Raw genomic sequence first — 20,805 nt, forward strand, 5'->3', positions numbered from 1 at the left:
ACACTCAACTCAAACAACTTATAAAACTCACCTCTCCTATCCATCAAGTCACCAAAAGAACCATCTTCAACAATGACGCCACCTTTCATAAAGAGAATTCTATCGTATTTTTTCAAAATGGTCTCATTCAACTTGTGGGTTACTACAAGTGCCGTCAAATCTTGAATATCCAAGATTGAATTTTCAATTTCAGTAGTTACTTGATTATCCAAAGATGAGGTAGCCTCATCCAATAATAAGATTGGTGTTTTTCGAATTAAGGCACGCGCAATACTAAGTCTTTGTTTTTGTCCGCCAGATAGATTTGAGCCATTCTCTCCACATAAAGTTTGTAGACCAGATTCATTTTCTAAAACATAACTTTCTAAACCTGACTGCTGTACAGCTTGCTTTATTTCCTCATCAGTGAAGGATTGATTAAGAGTAATATTTGCTCTTAAAGTATCATCAAAGATATAAACGTTTTGTTGAACAATCGTCATTAAGTTATAAAGGCTCTCTGCTGAAATAGCTTGTATATCTTGATTATCAATTAAAATATGTCCACTTGTTACATCATAAAAACGAAGTAATAGATTGAGCAAAGTTGATTTCCCACTCCCTGACATTCCTACAATTGCAATTTTTTCCCCTTTTTGAATCTTCAAAGATAAATGATTAAAAATTTTTTCTTCAGTATTAGGGTAAGAAAAGTCTATATTTGAAAAAGAAATAACATCATCAAAATATTCTTTCGTTTCACCGGTCTGAAGTCCAGTTACATCTTTTACCTCAAATGCATTAAGTGTTGCTTGCCCCTCACGGAATTTACTTATTCCCATTCCAACTTCATTTAGTGGCATTACTACAAAATTGACCAGTTGAACAATAGCTGTTACACTCCCAATTGTGGTAGAGCCATTAAATACTAAATACATCCCTCCACCAAAAGCTACCAAAAAAACAATCATCCCTGAAAGCTGGGAAATAACATTTGCTAAAACATCAAATTTTCCTTTTATAAAATATATCTCATCCAATTTTTCACTTTCATGACTATAATCCTCACAGATAGCATCTTTCACATTAAAACTTTTAATAACAAGAAATCCTGCTAAAATATCTTTAACCTTAGCTAAATACTTCTGATCTGCAATCATAGCACTATTTTGTAAAGAGGCTGATTTTTGTCCAATAAATCCTGAAATCATCATCGGAATAATGCTAGCAATGATTACTAATAAGGTCAAAAACCAATTACCTATAAACATAGCTAGGAGTGAAAAAATCATTAAGGAAAGGTTTTTTGAAATATTAAAATACTGGTGTAGATAATCTTGCTCGATTTTCTTCATATTTTCGGTTAATACAGAAATAAACTTCCCTGATTTTTCTTTAGAAAAGTCTCTATAATCCCTATCTAAAATAGATTGGAAAACCTTGTTTTTATAACTTGACATGATTTGCCTAACAAGGTTATTTCTCAATCGAAGAGAAATAAAGTTGAGGCCCGCATAGATAAAAATAACAGCTGCTCCCACTAGTACCGCTTGAGTTAAGGCTTCTCTATTTTGGGACATGCCACTATCAATAATACCTTTAATAGAATAAGCAAAAGCAATATTAGTTAAAGGGACCAGTATATTAAATATCATGAAAGCATAAAAAGTCTTCTGATAGTTCTCTATCAATTGTTTCATTCTTAATCTACCTCATAATTCTTGACTTTTATTTAGAAAATGTGACATAAAATATTCTTCTAGATCAATATTCTCTCTCATAAGTTCCTTCATAGAGACCTGCTCAATCATTTCTCCATTTTTGATAACACCAATCTTGTCTGCTATCTGTGAAATTTCCGACAAAATATGGCTTGAGATTAATATTGTAATTCCATATTCCTTAGAAAGCGACAACAAAAGATTTCGAACTTCTTGAATTCCTACAGGATCTAAACCATTGATTGGCTCATCTAAAATCAACAATCTAGGTTTCGTTAAGAAAGCTCGAGCTAAACCAAGCCTTTGTCTCATTCCTAACGAAAACTCTTTTACTTTTTTAGTCGTATTTTTTAATCCGACCATTCTTAAGACTCTTATTACATCTGATTCAGTAATATTTTTCCCCATATACTGAGCGTGAATTACCAAAATTTCTTTTGCAGTGCAATTATCATAAAAAATTGGTGTTTCAATAATACTACCAATCTGGCTTAGAATTTCCTCTCTATGTTCTTGTAAATCTTTTCCAAAAATTTCAACACTGCCTGATGAAATAGTTGATAAGGATAACATGCATTTCATTAACGTTGTTTTCCCAGCACCATTTGGTCCTAAAAAACCATAAATTTCTCCTTCAGCAATTTGAAGGTTGATACCACTCAAAATTTCTTCCTTATTAATTGTTTTAAAAAGATCTTTTATTTCAACAATATTTCCCATTTCTATTCTCTCTTTCAATATCAGCTTTCAATGTGAGAGCTTTTTCTTCAGAAGCATAAATTCCAACTTGTACAGTCTCTTCTTTTATAGAAATTATCAAAGAATTATTACTTGTCCCTTTTTTTAGTCGTTTCATTTTTATGTCTGAGAAAAAATTGTTTTCTTCTAAGAAGTCATAAATACCTAAAAAATTAACTACAGGTACATGATTATATTTAAACTCATCTTGTTCCTTGTAATCACTACTAGCAATGAAATTAATAAAATCCAATGTTGTACTATTTCTAGAATTTTTATACTCTTCAACCTGCAAACGTAAAGAATTATCAATTTCATTTAACTCCCCGTTTTTGACAATGACTGGAATTAGCTCTAGAAACATGCCAAGAGTATTAGAGAACTTTTCCAATTTCCCACATCTCCCTTTAAAAAGTATAAAAGCAGGCATTTTACTTAGCCATTTTTCATTAATACTAAACTGTTTTCCATAACCTAGTATGGTTCGCCCAATTACTCCCCATAGTTTATCTATAAGGAGTTCTTCTTTTCCAATCTTAGGTCTTACCGTAATTGAAGAAAATACATTTGAATTATTTTTTACATAACCAGTCTTGTATCGATTACTTACTTCCTCAAAACTTTTTATTGAGAAAATCTGTTGTTTCGCTTCCTCCGTAAAATTTATAAGCTTTGCATATTCTGAATATGAAGGTATATTTTCTGACTTAATGTCTGGAAAGTCTAAATATTTTTTAACACTTTCTTCAAATATTTCAGCTGAACAAGCATCCCAGAATATATGATGAATTCTCAAATAAATGCGATATTTAGTATTGTTTTCTTTAAAAAGTACTAATTCACAGGCATGGTCATTTTCTTTAAAAATCCCATTATCTTCGAATCGATTTTGCTCAATTTCATAGATTAATTTAATATCCTCTACGCACCTATCGCTCAGGTCAACAAATGGAATTTCCCAATCCTTATCAAAGAAATATTCCTTAATAATTAAAACATTGTTGATATAATCATAAGAACTTCTTAAAACACCGTTCTCTTTGACTACTTTTTTCAATGAATTAATTATATCTTTATAGTCATAATCTCCTTCAATATCAAAGATTGCTCCAGAAACGATCATAGGTTGTTTTTTAATCCATTGTTGCATTTTTGTAGCTTTATAAGTTGAATAATTATTTTCAGTTTTAAAATCCTGCTTATAAGTGACAAAGTACGGTTTTGATAAACTTCTTTTATTTTCTTCCGTTATCTTTTTTTCTATAGATTCCTCGGAAATTGATGCAACACTAGTCTGTAAATTTAAATCTCTGATAGATTTTCCACTGAGTATATCTTTTAAAGTAATCGTATATCCTACCTTGTTTAATTTTGCAATAATTCTCATCGCTGTAATTGAATCACTTATAATATTTGATAGAGACTGAAGAGGGTTAGACACAACAATCTTAAGAATGTCTTCTAATACATCACAAAATTCTCTTTCTTGAGAACTCATTTTCAAATCCTCTACCATTTTTTCTATTTTGGGGAACCCAAAGCTTTCTAAAGTCTTTCTATCAACTTTCCCATTAATAGTAGTTGGCAGTGAATCAATGTTGACAACTCTCTCTGGAATCATATAATATGGTAATTTTTTTTGTAAAAATAATTTAACTTCTGAAGATAAAATATCATTATCTGAAACTATATATGCAACAATATGTTTGTCGTTGTCATCATTGACAACACAACAAGCAGCTTGTTTAATACTGGTTATATTCAAAATTTGATTCTCAATTTCACCTAGTTCGATTCTAAAACCTCTTACTTTCACTTGACGATCAATACGTCCTAAGTATTCAATGTTACCATTAGATAATCTTCTCACTAAGTCTCCAGTTCTATATATTCTAGATGGAGAAATTAACTTGTCTTCAAAAAAAACTTTCTCATTTAATTCAGCTCTGTTTAGATAGCCTCGTGAAAGACTCAACCCCGATATACATAGTTCACCTGGCATATCATCCCCGACCAAAACACCATTATTCATGATATGTACATTAACATTTTGTATTGGTTTACCAATTGGACATCTTTTCAACTCGTCCTGAAGTTTATAAATTGTCCAATCTGTGGTCCAAATTGAAGCCTCACTTGGACCATAACCATTAATGTAACACATTTTTTGACTCCAAATTTTAGCTATTTCAGGACTTGCTTCATCTCCTGCATTCATAACATATTTTAATGTTTTTAGTTCCTCTGGCTTGAAGAAAGGCATCAATACAGGAGGTATCAAAGCAAAAGTCACATGCATTTCATTAATAAGATTCGTTATATCTTTGGGTGAATTGCGAATATTATCAGGAACTATAACTAATTGAGAATTATTTACTAAAGCACCAAATATTTCCAGAACAGATGCATCAAATGATAAACTAGCAAATTGTAAAATTCTAGCATTATCTTTTAATTGATATTTTTCACCAATATAATCAAATAAATTCATTAATCCTTGATATTCTATCAGTGATCCTTTAGGGGTTCCTGTCGAACCTGATGTATAAAGTACATAAGCAAGATTATTTTTATCCAGAGCAACTCTTGGTTTGTCTGAATTAATATTTATATTACATTGATCAGGCTGAATTATTTTGATATTCTGAAGACTACCAAAGTTCTCATCATCTGAAAGCAATATTTTAACTCCTGCATCTTCTATTTGAAAAGAAACCCTCTCAAAAGGTAAACTTTTATCCATAGTTACACAGCAAGCTCCCGCTTTCATAACTGCAAGCATACTAATTATTACCATTGGTGACTTCGATAAATAAATACCTACTCTGTCCTCAGTTTGAATACCATTTTGAAGTAAAATATTTGCTAAGGCGTTACTTTTAGATTCCAACTCCTTAAATGAAATTTTTTCATCTAAATAGAAAATAGCTGTCTTTTCTGGATTATGTATTGCATTTTGACTAATAGCTTCAGGAATATTATTAAGAGTTATTTCTCTTTGGTTAACTTCGTTTTTTAGATATAACTTTCTCAATTGTTCTTGATTTAGTACTTGAATATCCTTAACTTTATGTTCAGGATAAAAACAAATATACTCTAAAATATTTTCCATTGTTTGGAGGAGGTTTTCTATAGTATCGTCTGAAAATTTTTCAATATCAAATGATATCTGAAAAGCCATATAATCTCCCGTATCATGTATCATACAAGATATATCATAGCTAGCATTTTCAACGCCGTCACAAACTTGTAAGGTCACACCATCTGCAAATTCAAATAATTGATTCTCTGAAACAAAACTTGAATAGGAGTATACAGTCGAGAATAGTGGTGTCCTTCTATTTAACCATTTTTGGATTGCTGAAGGACTTACGCATTGATAATGTTGTCCCTGAAAAACCTGTTGTTTATTTTTCAAAATAAGCTCTTCAATAGTTTCTTCGTTCTCTACAGAAATTCTTGTTGGTATAGTATTAATCAACATTCCAACAATTTCACCAATATTCTCTATTTCTAGATTCCTACCAGAAACGACCTTTCCAAAAACAGCATCACTAGTATAGTTAAACCTTTGAATTAACAAACCCCAGACAACTTCTAGAATAGTATTTCTTGTCACTGATAGTTTACTACTCAATAGCTTAAGTTTATCGTAGACATGATTGGGAACTTTGTGACGCAAATTACCGCTTAATGATCTAGTATGTTCATTTGTCTCCAAAATTTTAAAATCAGATTCACCATCATAGTCCCCAAGCAAGTTTAGCCAATATTCTTTCCCGCTCTCAGATTCTATTCCTCCAATAAATTTTAGATATTTTTGATAATTATCTCTTTTAGATAAATATTTATCTAATTTTAAATATTCATTACCAACATAGTATTTATACGTAACCGACAGTGTCTTCAATAAATTGGATAAAGACCAGCCATCAAAAACTATATGATGGAAACTCAGTAATAAGTATGTTTCTTTACCGCTAGTTTTAATAATTGCTGCTCTGAATAAATTACCTTCCTCTAAATAGAAACCTTTCTCCATTTCTATAGACTTAACCTTCATAATAATTTTCTCTAACTCGATTTGATTATTAGAATAATCAAATTCCATCACGGATATATCCTTGACTTTATCAACTTTCTGTGAGTATGTTTCTGAACCAGTCTCAACGACTCTCAGGGATAATGCTGGATGTTTAGTTGAAAGCTTACTAAGTGCTAGTTTTAGACACTCAAGATTCAAATTGTCTCCCAATATTTTAAATAAAGTTTGAGTGGAATAGAGATTAGCATTATCATTGGTTAACTTTTGAAATAGTATCCCTTCTTGAGAAGGAGTTAATGGTAAATGTTCCCCACTATCTTTATCATTGGTAAATAATAGTATTGCGTCTTTAAATTTCTGACACAATTCTTCAACATCTGATTTCTTAAATTTATTTGAATCAAAGTCAATTGTGAACCTCAAACAATTATTTTGAATAACACCATTGAAGTTAAGAGGCGACCAAAGAGTATTATTTTCATCCATTGAATTTCCGAAATCATAATTTGAAACTACCAAAGCATCAGAATTATTGTCCATATTCCCCATAAAGTTAAATGAACATTCTGACATTTCATTTGAATTCAATAATCTCTTACAATATTTAAGAATTCCAAAATTAAATCCCTTTTTAGGTATTTTTCTGATTTCAGCCTTGGTTTTATTCAATAAATCCCAAATATCTTTATTATAGCAATCTAGAATTAGTGGATAATTTGTCGTAAACCAACCTATTGTTCTATCTACTTTCGAAATATCGTTAATAGACTCTCTCCCATGTCCTTCTAAATTTAATGATAGTAACTTTTGATTAGTTATGCTGTTTACCGCAAAGCATAGAGCAGTTAATAATAAATCATTTATCTGTATGTCATCTCTTGGATTACAAAGTTTTTGAAACGTCTTAGTCTCATCCTCTGATATTGACATTTTTATCTTCCTGAACGCATTGCCCTCTGATTGCTTCTCTCTGGGCTCTTCTAACTGAATCTTTCCTTTTGGTATTTTAGAAATCATTTCATTCCAATAAGGAAGTTCTCCTCTTGCTTCTTCTGAATCACCTTGTTTTTGTAATTCAGCTAGCCAGCTTTTATAATCCATTGTTCTATATGGTAGAGTCAATTCTTTATTATTCTTTAACTGACTTTGTAAATATATAAAATCATCTAATAATATTCTCCAGGAAACACCATCAATAACTAAATGGTGTGCACAAATAAATAATAAAACTCGTTTTTCAGTTTTAAAATACACTAAATTCAGCAGGGGAGTTGAAGATATATCAAATTTGTTTTGAGCATCATTACAATATGTCTTACAATTTTTTATAAATTCATCATCAGTACATTCTATAAAATCGATTTTATAGGATGGACGATTTACTTCTATAAACCTGTTCTTACTTAACTTAGAATCACTAAAGTTTTCTTTAAATATTGAATGTTCTTCAGTTAATCTATCAAATATTTCAATTATATCTTCATATTTATCTTCAAATTTTAGTTCTAAAAGTATTGCTTGATTGAAGAAATTTGGATTCTTTAAATTTTGAGAGAAAAATTCTTCAATAATAGGTGAAATGAGAATTCTATCATTTGAATTATTTTCAATGATTTCTATCTCATTTTCTGTGTGAAATAACTTTTTTAAAGAAATTGATTGAAGTATCTCCTCTGGTTCAACTTTAGCTCCAATTTCTTTAAATTTAGATGCTATCCGTATAGCTTTTATTGAATCTCCTCCTTGAGACAGAAAATCTTTTTCTAAATCTAAATCTTTATTATTTAATTCACTTTTTAAAATATTAATTAAATTACTACTACCTTTAGAGTTTTCTATTGATTGAGAATTCGGTAATAATTCATATAAATTATTACATCCTAAAATTTTATCAGAATCTATAATAATTGATTTTTCGGCTAATTTTGAGGAAATCCTAATTGCCTTAATAGAATCTCCCCCTTGCTCCAAGAAGCTCTCTGAAAAGTTGACTTTTTTATTTAATACACTCTCTATAACTGACTTTATCTCTTCTGATTTGTCAAATTTAATAATAGGTGAGTTTATACATTCCATTAACAGCTTTGAATATTCATTAGATAACCTTTCTATAGTCTCTTTCCTGAAAATAGCTTTTTTGAATTCCCATCTAATTGTTAAGATATTATCTGTTTCTAAGATATCTATTGTGATATCAAATGGTGATTTTTTTGATTTTATAGGAATTTGTTTCAAAAAACCATCTTCCAGTGTTTTTACCTTATTAAATGCTAAAAATACGTCAAATAAAGGATTTCTTGTATAATCAGTATTACTATTATGAAGTTTTATGATTCTATCTAGGGGGTATAGTTGGTTTTCAAACAGCTCCAATACTAATTTTTTTATTTTTTGTACAATAGTAAGAAAATCATCATCTTGATCAATGTCTCCCCTTAAAGGTAGCGTGTTAGTATACATACCAAATGTGCTTTCTGATTTTTCAAATAGCCTTGAATTTATTGGGGTTCCAATAATAATATCTCTTTGACCAGTAAGTATACTTAAATAGTACATTGTTACTGCAACAAAGAACATATATAGAGTTATATTATTTCTAGAACAAAAAACGTCAATATCTTTTTTTAGATTCTTATCGATTTCTATTAAAATGTCATCGCCACTTTCATTACATCTAGCAACTCTTGAAAGTCTAACGGTAAATCTAACAAAGTAGGCTTCTGACTAAAAGCCGCTTTCCAATATTTGTCTGAAGAGTCCAAATTTTCATTATTCAATAAATCATTCAGTTCTGCAGAAGTCATTAATACTGGAAGCGTTTCTTCTCCTCTATACTTCTTTATAAGTTCTGATGTGAATAATGATGTAGAATATCCGTCATTTATTGAATGATGAATATCAACAAATACATAATCGTTTTTATTTGTTCTCAGAATATTCATTCTTATCAATGATTCATTTTCCAAATCAAATGGTTTTACTAAACTACTAAGTACACTTTCGATTTCTTGTTCTTCACATGAAATCATTTTTATTTCACTAGAAAAATTATTATTAACTTCTAGCATTAATTTATCCTCATGAAAATGGAAATTAGATTTTAAAACTTCAAATTTATCTAAAATATATTTATAAATATTATTCAGTTTATTCAAATCAAGTCTTTCATTACTTTTTAATAGTAACGGCATGTTATAACTGGTTGATCTTCTATTTACCATTTGTAAAGCATATATTCTTTTTTGTGTCTCAGTAGCTTGAAAGACATTATTGTTATTTGAAATAGTAGATATTACAGAATCATTTTGAACAATTTCAAGATTCTCTGCTTTATCAAGATTTATTGTTTTTTTAGCTTTTTTTTGATTATTTGACTTCTCAATTTGACTTAAAACAAATGAAATCGTAGGAGAATCAAAGAATTGTTCTAAACTAATCTGTAAAGAAAAATTGCTATTTAAACGATTTACTAGTCTTGCAGCCTTTATTGAATGCCCTCCTATGGTAAAGAAATCATCAGAAATTTTCACGTTATTTATCCCTAAAATTTCAGAAAAGATTGCTTGTACTTCTTTAAAAATCGATGAATCATGTTGCTCATTAATTAATTTAGGTTGTTCATTATTTTCCGTTTCAGCTTCGACGTCGACGTCAGTCAAACTTAATAATTTTGCAGAATCAACCTTTCCATTCGCGGTCAAAGGTATTTTTTTGATATTAATAAACTTTGAAGGAATCATATAAGACGGAATTACGGATGTAAGTCTCTTCCTTAAAGTCATGGTGTCAGAATAATCTGATGTAATAAGGTAAGCAATTAATTCTTTATCTGCCCCCTCTCCCTTGGCGAGTACTACACAATCTATAATAGATGCTATGTTTTTGATATTATCTTCTATTTCAGATAGTTCTACACGATTTCCTCTAATTTTAATCTGTTTATCCATTCTGCCTAGAAATTCAATATTTCCGTCATCATGCCACCTTGCATAATCCCCAGTCCTATAGAATCTTTCACCTTCAAACATAAAGAATTTCTCTTTAGTTAAAGTTTCATTATTAAGATATCCAATAGCAACTCCAGGTCCAGAGATGCATAATTCACCTACCATACCAAGACCACAAATTCTTTCCTTCTGAAGTATCAGACATCTAACATTTGGCGCTGGTCTTCCAATCGGAACTTTCTTATGTACCTTTTCACGATTTTCAAACCAAGTTGTTGACCAAACAGTTGCTTCCGTCGGGCCATAACCGTTAGCATAAGATAGGTGGTGCTTCCAATTATCTACTAATTCCCATGTTGATTCTTCCCCTGCTGTCTTAAGTGATTTTAAAGTACTTAGCTTTTGAGGATTTAATTCATTTACAAAAACTGGAGGTAAGACCGCCCAGGTTACTTTAAATGTATTCATTATTTGAGTAACTGCATCAGGACTCAATCTCTTGTCTTCAGGAACAATAACCAGTGTATGTCCATTCAATAGTGCGGTTAGTATCTCCAATATTGAAGCATCAAAAGCTAAACTAGCATATTGTAGCAATACTTCAGAGGAATTCTTAAATTCAAACTCTAAGTTCATTCCCAATGCCATGTTAACAGCTCCATTATGAGAAATTAGAGTTCCTTTTGGTTTTCCTGTTGTACCTGATGTATATATTATATATGCTAGATTTTCGTAAGAATAATCATATTCAATATATTCAAATTGACTTTCTATTAACAAATTCTTATCAACAGAAATTATATTAATTGACTTATCTTCTACAATTCTTCTGTGTTCATCGTTTAATGTACTATTTATTAGTATATGTTGTGCTTTTGAATCATCAAGAATGTAAGTTAATCTATCTTGAGGAATACTAATGTCTAATGGTACATATACAGCATTAATTTTTAATATGGCTAAAAGTGAAATGATTGGTTCCATACCTTTTTCTTGTAGAGAAAGTACATAATCTCCTTGATTGATGCCACTTTTTCTCAACTGTATAGCCAATTCCGTCGACTTGTTATCTAATTCCTCATAAGTCATTGTTTCACCAGAAATATTTAAAGCAACTTTATTCATAAATTGTTTTGCAATATCTTTAAACTGTGAAACGATATTTTTTTCTACTTTAATTGAAGGCTGTATATTTTGTGAGTACTTCTCTATTATCTTTTCTTCTTCTTTCCAAACAAGCTTAATATCTCTTAAATGTTGATTTTCATTTTCCACAAATTGTTCAAGCACAAACTTAAATCTCTTAAGCATATCAATAATAGTAGAATCATAATATTTATTAGAATCATACATCAATTTTATATAAAGCTTTTCTTCCTGAATAATTGACAAGTTTAATGCGTAGTCAGTCTGCTCATATGTTTTTTCATGTTTCATCCATTCTGGATGACTATCATTAAATACGTCAAAACTAAACAAAGAACTTATTTTTTGATCCATTAGATTATTAATTTCTGAAAATGCAATCAATTCATTTCCTTTTACCGAATAATTTTTCCTTTGTTGATATTTTAGCAATTGAGATACGCTTAGGTTTGGATTCGTTTTTATTCTGATTGGAATAGTATTGATAAATAGTCCTACCATATTATCAATCCCTGGAAGTTGAACATCTCTACCAGAGATAATTTTCCCAAATACAATGTCAGTGGAAGCTGAATAAGCCTGTAACACAATTCCCCAGGCAGACTCTAATATAGTACCTACTCCTACTTTTATCTTTCTACCAAGATTTTGTATTAACTCTGTTAATTCTGAAGTTAGCCTAATTCCAACTTCTTCCAAATCGTTTTCCTTAGATTTTTCATACGAATTTTCTTTCTCTGGAAGTAATAATGGAAGTCCTTCAAAATTATCAAGATAATTTTCCCAAAAATATTTTGTTTTAATTTCATTGTTATTATTGAGTACTTCAACAAACTCACTATACTCTGATATTTCTTGATTTTCCTTGCAATCTATTTCTTCATATAATTGAATAAATAAATTATTAATAAGATCTAAACACCACCCGTCCATTATGATATGGTGAAAAGACCAAATAAGTTTTGATTGTTTCTCTCCAACCTTTATAACATAGACTCTAAATAGTGGATCGTTCTCAAAGTCCCAAGAACTATTCTTCTCTTCGGCAATATATTTTTTAATTCGTTTATCAATCGTTTGAGCATCAAATCCATCAAAATCTTCAAAAGTAACAGGGATATTTCGTTCAATAAACTGAACATTTCTAGCAACACTTTGTTTTTTATAAAAAATTGCAGTTCTTAAAATTTCGAAACGACTTGCTATCTTTTCCATAACAGAGGAAATTTTTTCTTCCTTCAATTCTTTATAAACATTCATTACTACTTGAACAATGTATTTATCCTGTTTATCTAGCATTTTATTAAAAAGGAAATTTTCTTGCATATATGATAAAGGGTATATTTTTTCTATTTCTAACCCGTTATTTTTTGTTGTTTCAATTGCAGATTTTAACTCTTTCTTACTCCAAGAATGATTCCCATATTCTGGAATACAGTCATGACTATTCAAATGTTCAATAATTGTATGTAAGTTATTCTTGAATTTCTCAGCAATTTTTTCTATTTCAGAAATGGAAAAATAACTTTGTTCAAATTTAAACTCAAAAACCAGACTCTCATCAACTTTTTGTCCTGTTATAGTTAATGGGAACCATAAATGATTTGATTTTGAATTCCTATCCCCCATATCTAAATGAACTAATTTTATGTATTCTAAATTTTCCTGAAAATCACCTAAATAATTAAAAATTATCAATGGTTCGAAAACCTTCTCATAGTTAGAGATTTTCTGATCTTTATAAGCTAAATAATTTAAACCTCTATTCGGAATCATCTTAGTACTACTAGAAACACTTGCTATTAAGTCATCTAAATCTTTATTATTCTCAAAAATCACAGGATAAATACTTGTAAACCAACCTATCATGGAATCATTTTCAATATTTTGTTCTATAGTTTCTCTACCATGACTCTCTAACATAATTGCCAAAGTGTCACTATTAACTGCTTTTACAAGTGCTGCTAAAAAAATATCATTTATTCTATATGTATGCTTATTACTTCCTGTAAGAAATAGACTATCATTCCTGTCAATAGTAATTTTTTTAGAATGTACACTATTAATTGACATCTTAGATTTTGAAGAATTTATTTTTTCTAATTTATTATTAACTTTATCCCAGTAAAATTTCTCCTCTTTTAGTTTCTTACTTTGATACTCATCTAATTCTCTAACCCACTCAAAAAAACTATTATTCTCTCTAGGGAGCTCAATCTTCCTATTCTCCATTCTTTTTGTGAATATAATATTGAGTTCATCATTTAATATTCTCCAGGAAACACCATCAATTATTAGATGATGGATAGTTATAAAAATATAACTCCCTTTAGAAGACTTAAACAGTACAATGTTAATAAGTGGGCTATTCCCCAATTCAAATTTATTTTGGTTTTTTTGGCAAATTAATTTAAATTCTTTATTAAATTCTTCGGAATTTAAATCTTTAAGATCGTGGGATTCGAACAAAAATAATTCTCTTCCCTTATTTATAAATGGTTGATTGTTTTTATCAAAATTGACCTTAAAGAGTATGTGATTTTCAGTCAACTCTTGAAATATATCCTTAATTTCTAAATCATTTAACGAATTATTTATATATAATGTTTCACATTGATTAAAATGTTCCTTTACAAAAAAATCCTTTCGGAAAAATTCTTTTTGAATAGGGCTTAATATTGTTTCATTTTCAAATGACTGACTTGTTAATTTCGTTTCATTATCATTTCCTAATTTTGCTATTATTTCATCAATACTATTAGAATCAACTATGTCATTAGTTCTAAGTTTATAGCCACGATTCTTCAGCTTCGAAACAATTCTAATTGCTTTAATTGAATCCCCTCCTAAAGAATAAAAATCAATATTTTCATCTTCAATTGTAACTTTTAGTATCTCCTCGAAAACTTCAATGATATCTTTTTTTACAGAATTATCAATCGTCTTCAATAAACTTACTTTTTTTTCTCTTACAATACTAGGTAAGGATTTCTTATCAACCTTTCCATTCAAAGTCATAGGTAATTTGGCTATTTCAACAACATGATGAGGTTGCATATAACTTGGTAATTGATCCTTAATCTTTTTACAAAATGTCTTTTTATCTGTGGGATTTTGCAAAACTACATACACAACAATTTCTTTTTCCGAACCCCCAGAATTGAGATTTGTTATACATGAATAAACTTCTTTTACTTCTTTTTGTTTTAAGATTATTGAATTTAATTCAGACAAATCTATACGGTGACCTCTTACTTTGACCTGATTATCCTTTCTCCCACAAAATACTAACTCTTTATCTGAATTCCAATAGACTATATCACCTGTTCTATACATTCTTTCCTTGGTCTTAGGATGCACCAAAAAACTTTCTTTATTTTTCAAATCATTGTTAATATATCCTAAACTTAAGCTATCTCCCGAAATACACAGTTCCCCAGGAATGTCAATCCCACATTCTTGCATTCCCTGAAAAACATGACAACTTACATTCTGTATAGGACGACCTATGGGAACAGCCAAGTTTGTATCAAAGTTTCTATATTTCCATGTAGAAGTCCAAACTGTAGCTTCTGTCGGTCCATAAGCATTAAAATATTTTACTTTGTCTTTCCACGGTAATATAAAATTCCAATTAGCCTCCTCTCCAGCAGTCATTAAATATTTTAATGTAGTCTCTCGCTCTGTATCAAGATTTTGCATGTATACCGGTGGAATAATCGCGAATGTTACTTTTTCAGTATCCCACAAATCTTGAAGTAAACTAGGATTTTGTTTTTCCTCGTGATTAACCATTACTAGAGTACAGCCATTTAAAAGTCCACCAAATATTTCTAGTATAGAAGCATCAAATGAATGACTTGCAAATTGTTGGATTATATCATTTTCGTCAATTCCTATATCATTTATAAATGCCTCACACATATTTATTACCGAACTATGTTTTATCATCACACCTTTCGGTACTCCTGTAGAACCTGAAGTATAAATAATATATGCCAGATTATCTGAATCTATGTGAGGAAAAGAATTAAGATTAACATTATTTTCTACAAACGAGTCATCATATAGAATAGTATTAATTTTAAGAGACTTTGATAACTCTTCATTACCAGTGAGTAGTAATTTGCAAAAACTATCGCTTAAGATATATTCTATTCTCTCATGAGGATTATCTTTATCTACGGGTAAATACACTCCGCCAACTTTAAGAATTGCAAAAATTGCTATAATTGCATCAATCCCGACTAGAGTGGTTGCGACAACTTGTCCAGAACATACTCCTTTATCAATCAAAAAAGTAGCTAATTCAGAAGATTTTTTATCTAATTCCTCAAATGTTATACCTCCCCTTTGGTATCTAACAGCTATCTTATTAGGAAACTTCTCTACTTGTTTTTTGAATAGAGAAATTATTGTTTCACTCTTATTAAAGTCATGAATACGTTTTTCAAAATAAACTTCTTCTTGTTTTTTAAGTAATGAAACTGAACCCAAGTGTTCATCAAGATTGTCAATAAACTGCTCTAAAATATACATAATAAACGAATGTAAGCTTAGAAGCTCCGGTAATTTTATTAAACACTTTTGATACTCGTATAAAATAAACGGCTTTTCATTCGCATAATTAATCATAATTGTTAATGGATTCGTCCTACTACCACTACCAATCACTTTAAATTTAAATCCTAACTTTATATATTTGAATTTTAAATCATAATTCATCTCCATGCACGATATATCAGTTAATGCTTCAAAAGATTCAATTCCATTATTTTCTATCATTTCTGATATTGTATAATCACTAAAACTTTTTATATCAGTAATTTTTGTAGACACATCTAAAATATATTTTTTTATTGAAGTCCCTAACTCTATCTGAGGAATAATAGGTAATAAACTAGTATTTGAATCCCAACCAGAATTCTGCGTTACTGCCAGCCCAACACTAGCTTTAGATGTAAAAGTCTTAACTTTTTTTGCAAAAATTACTCCAGCTAAAATGAAGTCAAAAAGAGTAGTATCCCTTGAGATTGTAGATTTTTCAAATTTACGCACCAATTCTGGAGGAATAATCTTCTTTATTTCCTCAGTTTCTAAATGTTTCGAATTTTCCTTATAAAGAGCTTCCCCTTCAAAACTTTTCAACTCTTTTGTCCAAAAATCTATTGTAGATTCTTGATTGTCAGTAGTCTTTGGATAATATCTTCCTGACAGCTCTTCAATATTTATATCGTCTAATAGTAACCCTACAAAAGTATTTGAAAATTTAGTGATAAATTCAATATCAGAAATTAAATGATGAAATTTTATTAATACCTGTTTTTTCACACCATTTATTTCTGCTACAAGAAATTCATAAAGGGGTTTCTTAAAATCAAATATGGAGTCCTTTTTCCATACTTCAATAAAGCTGTTTAAGTCACTTTCACGTTCAAATCTTTTAAGTTGTATATTATCTAATTTTTTATAACTTCTGATGTATTGATTTTTATTTGACAGTACCTCAATTCTTAAATGATCAATTTTTCTCAACATATTATTTAGAGAGGATAATATCTCGTTAGTTGTAAAATTCCCTGGAATTTCCAATACTGCACAGATATTATTAATTTCTTTAACTTCTCTTAATGTCTCAATATTTAATAGATTTTCTTGTATTTTTGTTAATTTATAATTTATGTTTGCCATTACAATCCGTTACCTTCCATTAAATTCATCTATGCTAATTGATATTAATATCTCTTCTTGAAACATTATAAATTGAAAATGAAACAATAATTAAACTTATGAAACTAGCAAATATTAAAAAAAATAAGTTATCAACAAAACTATTAGTTAAACTTCCTGGCATCACATTAGAAAGTAGAGCCGCTAAACCAAGCCCTGAGATAATTGTTATAACTGTTGAATGCTTAATCATCCCTAATACAAAAGGTAGTACCCCGATTAATACTGTCCCGAACGTAATTCCGGCTAAGTTAATTAATTGATTAGCTACTGAAAGATAATTTGATTCAGTTAAAACTGCTACTAATTTAATTAATAATTGAATAACTAAATGTGCTGTAAAATGTGCAATAAATGATAATAGAACTACTGATAGAACTTTTCCCCATAATAACTTTATTTTTGAAATTGGGTAAGAAAACAACTGAAAAATTGTTCTTCGTTTAAATTCATCAATAATAATTGTAGACAACAAATAAGATTCGAAGATCAAAAACGCTGCTTTTGTAAATAAAGATGAAAACAATGAAGCTGCAATTGCCCAACCTCCCCATTTACCAGTAATTCTAAAATCATTGTTGCTTTGTGCAACAAATTCTCCCAATTTATTATCTGTAGCTAGCCCCATGATTATGATTCCTGTAATAATTAATACTATAAATATAGTAACCAACCAGGCTAAAAATAATTTAGATTTCGAAACTTTATTTATTTCAATTTTTATAAGCGACAACATAGATTTATTCCTCCAAAATGTAAATATAGTTTATATTATTCAAACTAGTTTCAACAAATATTAAAAATAAATTTTTCAAACTAACAATATTATCAAACATACCTAGAGTATGTTTGATATCAAAAAAACAACATACTCTAGGTATGTAAAATAGAATTTTTAATAACATATCTATAATATGTTATTTTTAAAATCTCAAATACGTAAAATATATTTAGAATAACCAAAATATGAACAAAGATTAAGTTAATCAATAATATATCAATAAAAAGAATATTACTTACAAGCATGTCATAAGAATATTTATTTATCTCCTTTTAAGTAATCAAATAATTTGAAAATCATCTCCATCATCTCATCAGAAATCAACTGCACCCCTAGTCCTTCAAAAGTAAGTTTAATGAAATTCATTTTTCGCTTTAATTCCTCTACTGAAAAAACGGAAATCTGGAATCCTATCCAAATATTTAAAGTTAAAACAATTAAATCAGCTAACTCTTCTGGATATTCTGTTTTAATTGATTCATCTTTAACACCCTCGTAAACTCTTTCTCTAATTTCTGGTAAAAAATCAGAAAACAGACTTAGATACTGCTCTCCTAACAAACGTGGACTTCTTAGCATAATTGATACTGAATATACTAGCCTTTGTTGTTTAAAATTAGAGAAAGAATCCATCAAAGAATTTTGTATTTTTTCTAGTCCAGTATTTCCTCTCCAATTATAATTTAAAATTTCTTGATTATTTTCGCTAATAATTGATTCCAATATTTCATATTTCGACTCAAAATGATGATAAATAACCCCCTTCGTTAATCCGCCTAACCCATCGATTATATCTTGTATTGAGGTATTGTCAAATCCTTTTTCTAAAAATAAGTCTTTAGAAACTTCTAGTATTTTATTTCTAGTTTCATGTGAGTTTCTATTCCTTGCCATTATAGCCCCTTTCTATCATACTATCGGTATGTAACCTTATTATAATGAACAAAACTAATAATGTCAAATTACCTATTGTTTTCTCTAATTTTTAATAGTCTATTCTTAATGTCAATTTAAGTTGTGACACAAAAACTATCTTTCGAAGACATATACTGTAATCTTTCATTCTCCTTTTTATATCATACTAGAGATAGTAGATAAACTGAAAAAAGGAAGGATGAAAAGATTAAAGAATAAAAAAAGAACTTCTCCCCAAAAGTTAGATTTATTCTGTCAAACTTTTAGGGTTTTATTTCATTTCTTAATTTCTTTTTTAATTTAGAAAAAGAAATTACCTTTGCCTACAAGGAGGTGAATTTTTCCAAATATTTTTGGAAAAAGAGGATGCAATCCTAGCCGTCTGCAAGACCACAATAATAATGACTCTGTCATTATGTATATTGTGTTATAAGCAGCGTCAGACTCTGCTGACTGTCTCCATCATCTCCTAAAAAATTCATTATAAGCTGTTTTTTTATTTTCAACTTATCAGACATAATTAATAAACGAAGGGAGAAAGTTATGGACAATGCATATACTATTTCAGCTCACTTTGGAAAAAAGATGAGTCGTGATCATAATATTCGTAATCGCAACATAACCAACTCAGAGGATCATATCGACCCAAATGGTTATTTTAAAATCATAGAGGAGCGACCTATAAAACAAGCTTATTATAAAATTTTCGGACAGCCTATGCTTGATTATAATGCGAAACAAACTCGGTCTGACAGACAAATTATAGACTATCATACGAAAGTACTTTCAGCTTATAAACGTGATCCCAATCGCAATCCTGCTACCAGCCACGAAGCGATTTTTACAATAGGAAATGTTAACCATCATCCCACAATCGCTAAATCAGAAAAAATTCTCACAGATTTTTTAGAACAATTCAAAAATAATAATCCTAACTCCATCGTTTTCGGTGCCTATTTTCACGCAGATGAACCTGGTTCTGCCCCTCATCTTCATGTTGATTTCATCTTAGTCAAACGGCAAAATAAAAGAGGCTTAAGCATTCAAGTCGGTCAGGAAGGTGCCCTCAAAGAAATGGGTTACTACACATCAGGATCTAAAAAAAATAAAGATTTAGTAACGGCACAAACTCGATGGCAAGCAGCTCAACGCGAACTACTTCGAACAACAGCTAGAAATCATGGATTGCAAGTTCAAGAAAGTGGCAAATCTAAAACAATAGCTAACCATCTGGATACTGAGATTTACAAACGAACTACTAAACTTAAAGAGTTGGATCAAAAAATTGAGGAGAAAAAGATGTGGGCTGAAAATGCTAAATCTGAAGCAGAGAAAAATAAAAAGGAACTGTCAGAGATCTTAAGAACTAAACAAGAGTTAGACATAGAAATCCAGATGAAAAAAGCAAATATTGAAGAGATTACTAAAATTAAAAAGAAAAATAAAGAATTAAGCGAGGAAAATACTTTTTTAAAGAAATCAATTAATATTCTGCAAGAGAGTATCGATCTAGCCGAAAGTTGCTTCAAAACATATTTCTTAAAAAATAAAGAGAACCTCTGGAATATATTTAAACAAAAACTGTCTCAAACATTTGGTTCTAAAAAATACGAACGTTATAATATTATTCGTCATGATACAGAATTAAATGAAAAGCTTGCACAACACGAACGAGATTACTTAGAGGGCGAAAGACGTGATCCACCCCCTACTTCGCTATTTGGATATGATGCTAAAACAGATAATGAATCAGATTTTCATTGTGAAGAATTGACTATTGAAAATAAAAATTTATAAAAAGGT

7 protein-coding genes are annotated in these 20,805 nt (G+C 29.6%); 1 reads left to right on the forward strand and 6 read right to left on the reverse strand.

The annotated features are described in order from the left end of the window. The 6 genes from RDN22_RS06290 to RDN22_RS06315 all read right to left on the reverse strand — a co-directional run. A partial coding sequence (locus tag RDN22_RS06290) for an ABC transporter ATP-binding protein (protein WP_308556825.1) occupies positions 1-1,679 on the reverse strand: 1,679 nt, incomplete at its 3' end. Positions 1,680-1,691: 12 nt separating this feature from the next. Further along, positions 1,692-2,420: an ABC transporter ATP-binding protein gene (locus RDN22_RS06295; RefSeq protein WP_024783517.1), complete on the reverse strand. Its 729-nt coding sequence runs from the start codon at positions 2,418-2,420 to the stop codon at positions 1,692-1,694. After that, complete coding sequence (locus RDN22_RS06300) at positions 2,404-9,135, reverse strand: non-ribosomal peptide synthetase (RefSeq protein WP_308556828.1); 6,732 nt, start codon at positions 9,133-9,135, stop codon at positions 2,404-2,406. The genes RDN22_RS06295 and RDN22_RS06300 overlap by 17 nt, the downstream gene beginning before the upstream one ends. Beyond that, positions 9,129-17,267 carry a non-ribosomal peptide synthetase gene (locus tag RDN22_RS06305; protein ID WP_308556826.1) on the reverse strand — a complete coding sequence of 2,713 codons (8,139 nt, stop codon included), beginning with the start codon at positions 17,265-17,267 and terminating at the stop codon, positions 9,129-9,131. Before RDN22_RS06305 ends, RDN22_RS06300 begins: the two co-directional genes overlap by 7 nt. 34 nt (positions 17,268-17,301) lie before the next feature. Then, on the reverse strand, positions 17,302-18,042 hold the full coding sequence (locus RDN22_RS06310) for an ABC transporter permease (protein ID WP_301354225.1): 741 nt from the start codon (positions 18,040-18,042) through the stop codon (positions 17,302-17,304). A gap of 303 nt (positions 18,043-18,345) precedes the next feature. Next, the gene (locus RDN22_RS06315; protein ID WP_301354228.1) at positions 18,346-18,981 is read right to left on the reverse strand and encodes a TetR/AcrR family transcriptional regulator; all 636 of its coding nucleotides are present in this window, start codon (positions 18,979-18,981) and stop codon (positions 18,346-18,348) included. A 564-nt stretch (positions 18,982-19,545) separates the two neighbouring features. Between RDN22_RS06315 and RDN22_RS06320 the strand changes: the two genes are divergently transcribed. Further along, positions 19,546-20,799, forward strand: a complete 1,254-nt coding sequence (locus RDN22_RS06320; protein ID WP_308556827.1) for a hypothetical protein — start codon at positions 19,546-19,548, stop codon at positions 20,797-20,799. The last annotated feature ends 6 nt before the right edge of the window (positions 20,800-20,805 follow it).

This window comes from uncultured Lactobacillus sp. (genome assembly GCF_902491705.1).
Taxonomy (GTDB): Bacteria; Bacillota; Bacilli; order Lactobacillales; family Lactobacillaceae; genus Lactobacillus.

Coding starts and splice junctions, on each gene's coding strand:
- RDN22_RS06295 (WP_024783517.1), bottom strand. CDS start 2,420: ATGGGAAATATTGTTGAAATAAAAGATCTTTTTAAAACAATTAATAAG.
- RDN22_RS06305 (WP_308556826.1), bottom strand. CDS start 17,267: ATGGCAAACATAAATTATAAATTAACAAAAATACAAGAAAATCTATTA.
- RDN22_RS06310 (WP_301354225.1), bottom strand. CDS start 18,042: ATGTTGTCGCTTATAAAAATTGAAATAAATAAAGTTTCGAAATCTAAA.
- RDN22_RS06315 (WP_301354228.1), bottom strand. CDS start 18,981: ATGGCAAGGAATAGAAACTCACATGAAACTAGAAATAAAATACTAGAA.
- RDN22_RS06320 (WP_308556827.1), top strand. CDS start 19,546: ATGGACAATGCATATACTATTTCAGCTCACTTTGGAAAAAAGATGAGT.